Annotated in this window: 10 protein-coding genes; 5 read left to right on the forward strand and 5 right to left on the reverse strand. The window is 59.4% G+C overall.

The features are described from left to right. Positions 1-88: 88 nt before the first annotated feature. The 3 genes from trmL to M2366_RS18335 form a co-directional block, all read right to left on the reverse strand. On the reverse strand, positions 89-553 hold the full coding sequence (trmL, locus tag M2366_RS18325; protein WP_042042736.1) for a tRNA (uridine(34)/cytosine(34)/5-carboxymethylaminomethyluridine(34)-2'-O)-methyltransferase TrmL: 465 nt from the start codon (positions 551-553) through the stop codon (positions 89-91). Between the two features lie 67 nt (positions 554-620). Beyond that, complete coding sequence (locus M2366_RS18330) at positions 621-1,973, reverse strand: ATP-binding protein (protein WP_259270354.1); 1,353 nt, start codon at positions 1,971-1,973, stop codon at positions 621-623. After that, a complete protein-coding gene (locus tag M2366_RS18335) occupies positions 1,970-2,662 on the reverse strand; it encodes a response regulator (RefSeq protein ID WP_259237642.1) in 693 nt (230 codons plus the stop codon). The genes M2366_RS18330 and M2366_RS18335 overlap by 4 nt, the downstream gene beginning before the upstream one ends. 87 nt (positions 2,663-2,749) lie before the next feature. Between M2366_RS18335 and M2366_RS18340 the strand changes: the two genes are divergently transcribed. The 4 genes from M2366_RS18340 (at position 2,750) to M2366_RS18355 (ending at position 6,129) form a co-directional block, all read left to right on the forward strand. After that, positions 2,750-3,661 (forward strand): cation diffusion facilitator family transporter, encoded by a 912-nt coding sequence (locus M2366_RS18340; RefSeq protein ID WP_042042732.1) that lies wholly within the window; start codon positions 2,750-2,752, stop codon positions 3,659-3,661. A gap of 8 nt (positions 3,662-3,669) precedes the next feature. Then, entirely contained in the window at positions 3,670-4,449 is a 780-nt protein-coding gene (gene cysE, locus M2366_RS18345; RefSeq protein ID WP_042042730.1) for a serine O-acetyltransferase, read from the forward strand. Between the two features lie 20 nt (positions 4,450-4,469). Further along, complete coding sequence (locus M2366_RS18350) at positions 4,470-5,750, forward strand: hypothetical protein (RefSeq protein WP_259270355.1); 1,281 nt, start codon at positions 4,470-4,472, stop codon at positions 5,748-5,750. Positions 5,751-5,919: 169 nt separating this feature from the next. Beyond that, positions 5,920-6,129 carry a cell division protein ZapB gene (locus M2366_RS18355; RefSeq protein WP_042042726.1) on the forward strand — a complete coding sequence of 70 codons (210 nt, stop codon included), beginning with the start codon at positions 5,920-5,922 and terminating at the stop codon, positions 6,127-6,129. A gap of 126 nt (positions 6,130-6,255) precedes the next feature. Here the strand turns inward: M2366_RS18355 and elbB are convergent, their stop codons facing one another. Continuing rightward, positions 6,256-6,909: an isoprenoid biosynthesis glyoxalase ElbB gene (elbB, locus tag M2366_RS18360; protein ID WP_259270356.1), complete on the reverse strand. Its 654-nt coding sequence runs from the start codon at positions 6,907-6,909 to the stop codon at positions 6,256-6,258. 403 nt (positions 6,910-7,312) lie between these two features. On the opposite strand from elbB, the gene polA reads away from it, so the two are divergent. Next, on the forward strand, positions 7,313-10,063 hold the full coding sequence (polA, locus tag M2366_RS18365; protein WP_259270357.1) for a DNA polymerase I: 2,751 nt from the start codon (positions 7,313-7,315) through the stop codon (positions 10,061-10,063). A 90-nt stretch (positions 10,064-10,153) separates the two neighbouring features. Here the strand turns inward: polA and M2366_RS18370 are convergent, their stop codons facing one another. After that, a complete protein-coding gene (locus M2366_RS18370; protein ID WP_259237632.1) occupies positions 10,154-10,693 on the reverse strand; it encodes a gamma carbonic anhydrase family protein in 540 nt (179 codons plus the stop codon). Between the last annotated feature and the right edge of the window lie 137 nt (positions 10,694-10,830).

The raw sequence follows: 10,830 nt of genomic DNA on the forward strand, positions 1-10,830 counted from the left end.
CCGCACAGTTGCCCCGTTCCGCCAGAATGAGAGAGCCCCTGCCAGCAAAGGGGCTCTTCTTGTTTAGGGCATACCCTTTCCGGGTCAATTACTGGGCGCCTTGGTAGCCCAGTTGACGCCAGCTCTCGTAGACAAACACGGACACCGCATTGGCGAGATTCATGCTGCGACTCTGGGGCACCATGGGGATGCGCAACCGTTGCTCGGGGGGAAGACTCTCGATGATCTCCATGGGCAGGCCACGGCTCTCCGGGCCAAATAGCAGGGCATCACCGAGGGCGAAGTGGACGGCCGAGTGCGCTCGGCTGCCCTTGGTGGTACAGGCAAACACGCGGACAGGGGCTATCCCGGTCATGAAAGCCTCGAAGCTGGGCCAACGCTTCACCTCGGCAAACTCGTGGTAGTCCAGTCCGGCGCGCTTTACCCGTTTGTCGTCCCACTCAAAACCCAGGGGTTCTATCAGATGCAGCCGATAGCCGGTATTGGCACAGAGTCGGATGATATTGCCGGTATTGGGGGGAATTTCCGGTTGGTAGAGCACTATGTCGAGCATGACAACATCCTGATAGGGGCCTGAAGGGGCGCCAGCATACCCAGCACCCGCGGCAATGAAAAGAGACTCAGGCCAACGGCAAGGTGATGGTGATGAGCAGGCCATGGGGCTCGTTATGGCCGGCCGTGATGGTGCCACCGTGGCGGCGCACCGCCTCGGCGGCGATGGCGAGTCCCAATCCTGTGCCCCCGGTCTGACTGTTACGAGCATCATCGACCCGGTAGAAAGGCTGGAACAGCAGTGCCAGCTGATCGGCGGGTACCCCGGCGCCATCATCGCGTATGGTCATGATCCAGTGCTGATCCGTGCTGGTCCAGTCAACTTCGATCAAGCCAGTGGCGTATTTGAGAGCGTTGCGCAGCGGGTTTTCCAGGGCGCGAGCCAGCAGCTCCGGCCACATCCGCAGGGCAATATCGGGCAAGGGAGGCACTCTGAGCTGTTTGCCGCTCTGGTGAGCCTCGAACAGCGCGTCATCCAGTATGGGATCGAGCAGGTCGGCGAGCTGATGGTGGCCCGGCGCTTCCACGTGTTGCTGGGCACGGGAGAGATCGAGCAGGTCGCCGATCAGCTTGTCGAGCCGACCAATCTCAGACTCGATCCTTGCCAGCTCGTTGCTGTCACCCTGCTTGCGGCGGATCAGGGCTTGGGCGAGCTGGATGCGGGTGAGCGGGCTGCGCAGCTCGTGGGAGATATCGGAGAGCAGTTGCTTCTGCTTCTGGATCATCAGCTTGAGCGTCTCCACCATGTGGCTGACGTTATCGGCCAACTGGCCTATCTCATCCCGCCTCTCGAGATTGGGGATGCGCGTTTCCAGTTCACCGGCCGCAATTTGGGAGACAGACTGCTGCAATTGCTGGATGGGGCGGGTCAGCCGCATGGCGAGCAGCAGGCAGAGCGGCGTGCTGATCAACATGGCGACCAGCAGGATCAGCACGGGGTGATCCAGGATCTGGATCACCAGAAACAGATAAGGGTTATCGACATTGAGCCCGAAGTAGACATGGTAGCTGTGGCCATTGTGCTCGAGCAGGAAGGGGCCGGCGATGGCGTCATCATGGTCCCGGCCCATCATGGGGCTGGTCAGCTGGTCCACCTCCAACATGAAGCGCATCACGAACTTGTCCGGTGGCGTGGTGGACTGCACCTGACCATCCTGGTCCCGCACATAGATGCTGCCCACCTGCATCAAACCGGCGACCTGCAGTGCCTGCTGCAAGTCGAACGCCTGGTCGGGGGGGGTCCCCTGCAGCAGGGCACTGACGTGCTGCTTCATGTAGAGCTGCTCTTTGGGGGGCAGGGGGATGGTGTTGCGGGGATCCAGGGATGGCAGGCTGATCACGACTGCCAGGATCAGCAGCAACATGCTCCAGAACCAGAGAAAGATCTGGCTGGAGAGGCCGTGGATGTTGTGGGGTTTCATGTTGCTTCCAGCCAGAGATAGCCGCGGCCCCGCACTGTCTTGAAGCGGGGCTGGCCATCGGGCCGCTCCGGCAGCTTCTTGCGCAGGTTGCTCAGATGCATGTCGATGGCGCGATCAAAGGGTTCGAGCTTCTTGCCAAGTACTTGCTCGGACAGCAGTTTCTTGCTGATGATCTGGCCCGGGCTGCGCAGCAGGCATTCGAGCAAGCCAAATTCGGTTGCGGTCAGATCCAGCTCTCTTCCGGCACAGCGAGCTTGCTGCAAGCCGGGTTGTAGCTGAATGTCCATAAACGACACTTCATCGGCACCCAGCTTTTGCGTGCTGGAGTGCTGAGTACGGCGCAGTATGGCGCGAATGCGGGCGAGCAATTCCCGGTCGTCGAATGGCTTGGCCAGGTAGTCATCGGCGCCCGCTTCAAGGCCATTGACTCTGTCCTGACTGTCTCCCCGGGCGGTCAGCATCAACACAGGGGTGTCGAGGTGCTCGCGCAGGCGGGCCAGCATGGCGAACCCGTTGAGTCTGGGCATCATGACATCCAGCAATATCAGGTCGAACGCCTGCTCTGCCAGGCGTTGCAGCCCCTGTTCACCGTCGTCGGCCACGGTGACCTGAAAGCCTTCCAGGGTCAGGATCTCGTGCAGTAGTTGGGTGAGGTCCAGGTCGTCATCGACCAGCAGGATTCTGTTCATCTGTCGCCAGTTCCGATCATTTTTCGCGCCAAAGAGAAGGCAGGGTCAGGGTATAATAGTTTTTTAACCGCAAGAGGAAAGCCGGTTGTGAGCCATCAACAATATTCCCGCTGGGTCACCCTGGCCAGCGTGGCTGCCGTCGGCACCGCGAGCCTGCTTATCACCGCCAAGCTGATTGCCTGGTTGATGACCGACTCCTCCAGCCTGCTGGCCTCACTGACCGACTCTTTTATGGACGTCAGTGCCTCCCTCATCAACTTGTTTGCCATCCGCTATGCCCTGGTACCCGCCGATGAAGAGCACAAATTCGGTCACGGCAAGGCAGAGTCTCTGGCCGGGCTGGTCCAGTCAGCCTTCATCTCGGGCTCTGCCCTGCTGCTGGTGATGCACGGCATCTCTTCTCTCCTCAAGCAGGATCCCATAGTGCGGCTGGAGGCGGGGATATGGGTGAGCGCGGGATCCATAGTGTTGACCCTGGCACTGGTGACTTTCCAGCGATGGGTGGTGGCGCGCACCGGCAGTGTGGCCATCAAGGCGGACATGCTGCACTACCGATCCGATCTGCTGCTCAACGCGGGCGTCTTGCTCGCCCTGGTGTTGGCGGGGCAGGGTTGGTTCTGGGCGGATGGTCTCTTTGCCATAGTGATTGGCTTGTTCCTGGTATGGGGTGCCATCCAGATTGGCTATGAATCGGTACAGGCGCTGCTGGATCGCCAGTTGCCAGAGGAGGAACAAGCGAGAATAATAACTCTTTGCTGTCAGGTCCCAGGCGTACATGGGGTCCACGACCTGCGTACTCGCCAATCCGGCCCCACCCGGTTTGTACAGTTGCACCTTGAGCTGGATGATCAGCTCCCCCTGGTCAAGGCCCACCAGATCGCCGATGAGGCGGAAATGGCGGTGCGTCAAGGGTTTGAGCGGATGGATGTCATCATACATATGGACCCCATCTCAGTGGTGCTCAAGGAACAGCAAGGCCCTCCAATCGAACAACAGTAGGCAGTAACATGGATGATCTGGTTGCCCACACGTGGCAAAAAATTCAGCAGGAAGCGGGCAGGATGGCGGCGGAAGAGCCCATGCTGGCCAGCTTTTTCCACTCCACCATTCTCAATCATGAGACGCTGCGCTCGGCCTTGAGCTTCCAGTTGGCGAACAAGCTCGACAGCGCCACCATGCCCGCCATCGTCCTGCGCGAAGTGATAGAGCTGGCGCTGCGTAGCGATCCTGGCCTGCTGGCCGTGGTGGCTGCGGATATTTGCGCCGTGCAGGAGCGCGATCCTGCGGTCGAGTTTTTCTCCACGCCACTGCTCTATCTCAAGGGCTTCCATGCCCTGCAGGGCTATCGGGTTGCCAACTGGCTATGGATGCAAGGGCGCAGGCCACTGGCGCTCTATCTGCAAAACCAGATATCCGTGGTGTTCGGGGTGGACGTGCATCCCGCGGCCCGGATCGGCAAGGGCATCATGTTCGACCATGCCACCGGCATTGTGGTCGGCGAGACGGCGGTGATCGAGGATGATGTCTCCATCTTGCAGAGCGTCACCCTGGGCGGGACCGGCAAGGCGGGTGGCGATCGCCATCCCAAGATCCGTGAAGGGGTCATGATAGGGGCGGGCGCCAAGGTGCTCGGCAATATCGAGGTTGGCATGGGCGCCAAGATAGGGGCGGGCAGCGTGGTGATCAACCCGGTGCCCCCCCATACGACCGTCGCCGGCGTGCCCGCCAAGATAGTGGGCCATCCCGACTGTGACAAACCCTCGCTGGACATGGACCAGTGTCTCTGAACTCTCATTAAGGCGGGCTCATGGCCAAGTTGTGGTCGGGATACTTGATCCTGGCAATGTGGCTGCTCAACCTGCTGCATCTTTACGGGGGTGTCTCGCCCTGGCCAGCGGCGCTGGCTGCCTGGCTCGCCTCATTGCTGACCTGGCCCAGGCTGGCGGGGGCGGCAAAACGGCAAGCCCTGGCACTCTATGGCGCCGCATTGTTGCTACTGCTGTTCTCCCTCTGGCGCGGCGCCAGTCTCTCCCTCGGGGACTGGCTGCTACCCAACATCAATATGCTGACCATGTTTGCCGCCGTGAGTACCCTCAACCTGGCCAGTGCCGGCCTGCAGGGCGGCACTAACGCATGGTCGGGGCGCAAAGGACTGTGGAGCACGATGGCGAGCCTGAATTTGCTCGGCGCCGTCATCAACCTGTCTGTGCTCTTCATCATCGGTGATCGCCTGGAGCGCAATAACAGCCTGGAGCGGCGTCAGGTGATGGTGCTCAGCCGTATCTTCTGCGCTGCCGCCTTCTGGTCACCCTTCTTCGTGGCCATGGCCGTTGCCCTGACCTATGCCCCAGGGATGCAGCTCGCAAGCATCATGCCGTTCGGTATCGTCGGTGCCTTGCTGGCCATGGGGATCACCGCCTGGCAGGTGGAGAGGCTGGGAGCCATAGCGGAATTTCAAGGCTACCCGCTGCGCTGGCAGACCCTGCTCCTGCCGGTGGCCCTGGCCGTGGTGGTGGTAGTGGTCAAGCAGCTCTGGCCTGCACTCAGCATTCTGGCGGTGATCGCCCTGGTGGCACCCGCCCTTGCCCTGGTATTCATGCCGTCTCAGGGGCGTGCCATGGCGCTCAAGCGCCAGGTGGTGGAGCGTTTCCCCGCCATTGGTGGCCAGCTGGTGTTGTTCCTCGGAGCGGGTCTGCTGGCGGCCAGCATCAACAGCACTCTCTCCACCTTTGCCTTCGGCGATCACGGTCTGCCGTTGTTCAATCACTTCGGCTGGCTCGAAGCCTGTTTGACCCTGTTGTTCATGCTGGTGGTCGCCATCTTCGGGGTGCATCCGTTGATCAGCATCTCGGGTCTGGCTCCCCTGATCTGGCCCCTGAACCCGGATCCCAGCCTGCTCGGCATGTGCTTCCTGCTTGGCTGGGGACTGGCGACGGGGACCAGCCCGCTGTCCGGGTCCAACCTGGCGCTGGCCGCTCGCTACAACCTGAGTGCTGCCTTGCTGCTGCGTTGGAATCTGCTCTACGGAGCCCTCATGTATCTGGTCGCCTGCCTGTTGATTGGGGGTTACCTGGCCTGGTCTGGCTGAGGCAGAGGCTGATGTGAAGGAAATAGACGCAGATTTGAGCTGGGAGGGCGTTGAGACCCCATTTTCCCTCGCTCCGGCTTGTTTGTGCCGAGCGGCTCAGGGTATGCTGGCCTCACGCGCTGGAATCGCCCTCTGTGGGGCATCGCAATTGAACAAATAGGTAGGCATCATGTCATTAGAAGTCCTTGAACAACTCGAATCCAAAGTCCAATCCGCCGTCGACAACATCTCTTTGCTGAAGATGGAACTGGACGATCTGAAGCAGCAGAACAATCAGCTGCAAGATGAGAACCATCAACTGCGCAATGAGCACGTTGCCTGGCAAGAGCGTCTGCGCGCCCTGCTCGGCAAGATCGATCAGATGGACGAAGCCATCTAAATGCTCCGCCGCTGCACGCTGAAAGGCCGCTCATGGAGCGGCCTTTTCTTTGCTGACATCAGAGTGCCAAGGTGTGTGATGCAGCTCGCAGAGCCTCAGCCAGTCCCTGACTCTCTGGAATAGCGTTCAGCACATAGCGAGCAGCTGCTTGACCGTCTTCTCTATCCCATCGGCGGCGTCGACTATGTTGTTGGCCAGCATGTAAGCCGGGGTCGAGATAACCCGGCGTTCCTCATCGACCACGCATTCGTTGACCGGGCAGTCGAGGTGGCTGGCGCCCATGGTCTCCATGGCGGTGGCAGTATCTGGGTCATTGCCTATGGTGGCCAGGGTGCCAGCGCCATAAACCAGGGGGATCATGGCGGGGGAGATGCAGATATAGGCGGCGGGCTTACGGGCATTGGCAAAGCTTCGACACGCCTTGAGCACGTCCGGCTGGATCTGGCATTGCGCGCCCTTGACGGCAAAATCACAGAGATTTTTGGCCGCACCAAAGCCTCCTGGCAGCAACAGGGCGTCAAAGTCGGCGCCATCTAGCTCGGCCACATCACGGATCTGGCCGCGGCAGAGGCGGGCCGCCTCGACCAGCACGTTTCTGCTCTCTCCCTCACTGACCGTTCCGGTCAGATGATTGATGACATGCAGCTGGGGTACATCGGGGGCAAAGCACTGATACGTTGCGCCTTGGCGTGCCAGGGCCAGCAGGCTGATCACCGCTTCATGGATTTCACTGCCATCAAACACACCACAGCCACTCAAGATCACGGCCACTTTTTTCATGGGGATACTCCTGGTTGTCGAAAATGTGAGCCAGGATGGAAACTGGCACTTTGGTATGGTTATCGTTCACCCCCGACTGGTCAAGTCACAGTGCTGTGCTAGGATTGTTTCGTTTTGGATCCTGCCTTACCAATCCCCTTAAAATTTTTTCCACATTTGCCTAGATCATCAAAGCTGCAACATCACATCATTGTGGTTCTGTATATCTTTGTTTTTAAATGATTTTTTTTGTTTGCCTCTGTGTTTTGTCACAGGGTTGGCGGCTGCATTGCTATTTTAGACACAGAGTTATCCACAGATTTTGGTTGGCATTCAGCCAGTAATCGGCTAGACCAGCCCCCTTGGTGCTGCCGTGCCCCTGTGGCATCCTAGCGGCTGTTTATTTCTCTGGCAGGACGACTTCATGGCCCCTAGCAATCCCCTCATTCTGGTCGACGGTTCTTCATACCTGTATCGCGCCTTCTTCGCCTCCCAACAGGCTGACCTTCGTACCTCGACCGGATTGCCAAGTGGCGCCGTGCGGGTGATGGCCAACATGATGCGCAGCCTGCGCAAACAGTACCCCGACAGTCATGTGGCTGTGGTGTTCGATGCCAAGGGCAAGACCTTCCGCGATGACATCTATCCGGACTACAAGGCTCAGCGTCCGCCCATGCCGGATGATCTGCGCAGTCAGGTTGCCCCCATCCACAAGATGATCAAGGCAATGGGTTTCCCCTTTCTGATGATCGAGGGGGTCGAAGCCGACGATGTGATAGGGACCCTGGCTTGCCAGGCGACCGAGAAGCAGTTGCCGGTGCTCATCAGCACCGGTGACAAGGACATGGCGCAGCTGGTCTCTGACCATGTCACCCTGATCGACACCATGAAGGATGTGAAGACCGATAGGGAGGGTGTCATCGAGAAGTTTGGCGTGCCGCCGGAACTCATCATCGACTATCTGGCCCTGATGGGGGACAAGGTCGACAACATCCCCGGCATGACGGGCGTCGGTGAGAAGACGGCGCTGGCCCTGCTGCAGGGGATCGGCAGCATCGACCAGATCGCCGCCAATCTGGACAAGGTCGCCGCCCTGGGTTTTCGTGGCTCCAAAGCATTTGCCGACAAGTTCCGCGAGCAGGAGCCGCAAGTGCGGCTCTCCTATGAGCTGGCGACCATCAAGACCGACGTTGCGCTGGAGCAATCCCTTGAGCAGCTGGTGCTGGGCCCTATCGACAAGGAGTCATTGCTGGCCGTCTACCGCGAATATGAGCTGCGCAACCTGGTCAAGGAGCTGGAGGGGAGTGACGATGCCACTGCTAATGAAGACGTACAGGCCGAGTCAGACAAGGCCGCTGTCATCGAGACCGACTATCAGTGTGTCTTGACCGAGGCTGAATTTGACAGCTGGTTGGGCAAGCTGGCCACGGCCGAGCTGTTTGCCTTCGACACCGAGACCACCAGTCTCGATTACATGGAGGCGCGTGTCGTCGGCGTCTCGTTCGCCATCGAGCCAGGCAAAGCCGCTTACGTGCCCTTTGGCCATGATTATCTGGGGGCGCCGGTTCAGCTGACCGAGGCGGTGGTGCTGGGCAAGCTCAAGCCGCTGCTGGAAGATAGCACCCGATTCAAGGTGGGTCAGAATCTCAAATACGACCGTAACGTGCTGCTCAATCATGGCATCGACCTGCAGGGTATCGCCTTCGACACCATGCTCGAATCCTATGTGCTCAACTCCACTGCCAGCCGTCACGACATGGACTCCCTGGCCAAGAAGTATCTGGGGGTGGAGACCATCTCGTTCGAGGCGATCGCCGGCAAGGGCGCCAAGCAGCTCACCTTCAACCAGATTGAGCTGGAGCAAGCCGCTCCCTATGCGGCGGAAGATGCCGACATTACTCTGCGCCTGCATCACGCCCTCTGGGGCCAGCTTGCTCAGGAGCCTTCCCTGGTCAAGGTGTTCCAGGAGATAGAGCTGCCCTTGTTGCCGGTGCTGGCACGCATGGAACTGCTGGGCACCACCATAGATCCCAAGCTGTTGCATCAACAGAGCCAGGAGATAGAGCTGCGTCTCAAAGAGCTGGAGGGTCAGGCTCACGAGCTGGCGGGTCAGGAGTTCAACCTCTCCTCCCCGAAACAGCTTGGCGAGATACTCTTCACCAAGCTGGCACTGCCTATCATCAAGAAGACCCCCAAGGGGGCGCCTTCCACGGCGGAAGAGGTGCTGGCCGAGCTGGCCGAGAACTATGAGTTGCCACGGCTTCTGATGGAACACCGCACGTTAGCCAAGCTCAAGTCGACTTATACCGACAAGCTGCCGCTGATGATCAAGCCCCAGACCGGTCGGGTGCACACCTCCTATCATCAGGCGGTGGCGGCGACCGGCCGACTCTCGTCCACCGATCCCAACCTGCAGAATATTCCCATCCGCAACGAACAGGGACGCCGCATTCGTCAGGCCTTCGTGCCCATTTCGGGTTACAAACTGGTGGCGGCGGATTACTCCCAGATTGAGCTGCGCATCATGGCGCACCTCTCCGGAGACAAGGGATTGCTGACCGCCTTTGCCGAGGGCAAGGATATCCACAAGGCGACCGCCGCCGAGGTATTTGGCGTTGCACTGGATGCGGTGACCACCGACATGCGCCGCAGTGCCAAGGCGATCAACTTCGGCCTGATCTATGGCATGAGCGCCTTTGGCCTTGCCAAGCAGCTGGGGATCGGCCGTGCCGAAGCGCAGAAATACATGGATCTCTATTTCGAACGCTACCCGGGGGTGCTCGACTACATGGAGCGCACTCGCCAGCAGGCCGAGGTGCAGGGCTATGTCGAGACCCTGTTCGGCCGTCGCCTCTATCTGCCTGACATCAAGTCCCGTAACGCGGGGCTGCGCAAAGGTGCCGAGCGCGCGGCTATCAATGCCCCCATGCAGGGGACTGCGGCGGATATCATCAAGCGCGCCATGATCCAGGTCGAGGCATGGCTGAACGGCATTGAGGATGACTCCATCCACATGATGATGCAGGTTCACGATGAACTGGTGTTCGAAGTCCGGGCGGACAAGGTTGAAGAGTATGTGCCCCTCATCAAGGCACTGATGTCGGGGGCGGCCGAATTGCATGTCCCCCTGGTCGTGGAAGCCGGAACGGGTGACAACTGGGATCAGGCCCATTAATAGCAAGGGCGTAGCTCTCCTCCTTATATAGAGGACACATTGTGAATGCAGACCCGGCCCGAGATCACATCAGGGCCGGGTCTTTCATTATCAGGCTTCTTGCAGGTATTCATCCTTGAGCAGGACATAGTTATCGGCCGACGTCTTGAGGAAGGCTATCTCGGCGGGTTTGAGGGGGCGAGCCTGCTTCACCGGATTGCCCATATAAAGGAAGCCCGACGCTAGTCGCTTGCCTGGCGGCACCAGACTGCCAGCACCCACCATCACCTCATCTTCGACCACGACCCCATCGAGAATGATGGCGCCCATGCCGATCAGCACCCGATTACCTATGGTGCAACCATGCAACATGGCCTTGTGACCGACGGTGACATCCTCGCCGATCAGCAGGGGATAACCATCGGGGTTGCTGGCACTCCTGCGGCTGAGATGCAATATGGTGCCATCTTGAATATTGCTGCGGGCGCCGATGCGGATGTGGTTTACATCCCCCCGAGCGGCCACCATGGGCCAGATGCTGGCATCGTCACCGAGCTGGATATCTCCCACCAGGGTGGCGCAGGGGTCTACATAGCTTCGGGCTCCCAGTTGTGGGCTTTTTCCCTTGTAAGGTCTCAGTCTCAGGTCCATCTCGGCCTCCTTGTTTTCGGCCATTCTAGCAATTCGGCGCTGCTTCTGTGGATAAGTTTGTATAAAAGCTGTGGTTGGTTATGAATAACTCATAAAGTGCCGATTTTTACAGTTTTATTGCAGTTGGCCCCTTGCCA

This window comes from Aeromonas sp. BIGb0405, from assembly GCF_024807335.1.
In the GTDB taxonomy this organism is placed as follows: domain Bacteria; phylum Pseudomonadota; class Gammaproteobacteria; order Enterobacterales; family Aeromonadaceae; genus Aeromonas; species Aeromonas rivuli.

Excerpts from the sequence above, each read along its gene's own strand:
- M2366_RS18350 (WP_259270355.1), top strand. The coding sequence starts at position 4,470 with ATGGCCAAGTTGTGGTCGGGATACTTGATCCTGGCAATGTGGCTGCTC.
- polA (WP_259270357.1), top strand. The coding sequence starts at position 7,313 with ATGGCCCCTAGCAATCCCCTCATTCTGGTCGACGGTTCTTCATACCTG.
- M2366_RS18355 (WP_042042726.1), top strand. The coding sequence starts at position 5,920 with ATGTCATTAGAAGTCCTTGAACAACTCGAATCCAAAGTCCAATCCGCC.
- trmL (WP_042042736.1), bottom strand. The coding sequence starts at position 553 with ATGCTCGACATAGTGCTCTACCAACCGGAAATTCCCCCCAATACCGGC.
- cysE (WP_042042730.1), top strand. The coding sequence starts at position 3,670 with ATGGATGATCTGGTTGCCCACACGTGGCAAAAAATTCAGCAGGAAGCG.
- elbB (WP_259270356.1), bottom strand. The coding sequence starts at position 6,909 with ATGAAAAAAGTGGCCGTGATCTTGAGTGGCTGTGGTGTGTTTGATGGC.
- M2366_RS18335 (WP_259237642.1), bottom strand. The coding sequence starts at position 2,662 with ATGAACAGAATCCTGCTGGTCGATGACGACCTGGACCTCACCCAACTA.
- M2366_RS18370 (WP_259237632.1), bottom strand. The coding sequence starts at position 10,693 with ATGGACCTGAGACTGAGACCTTACAAGGGAAAAAGCCCACAACTGGGA.
- M2366_RS18330 (WP_259270354.1), bottom strand. The coding sequence starts at position 1,973 with ATGAAACCCCACAACATCCACGGCCTCTCCAGCCAGATCTTTCTCTGG.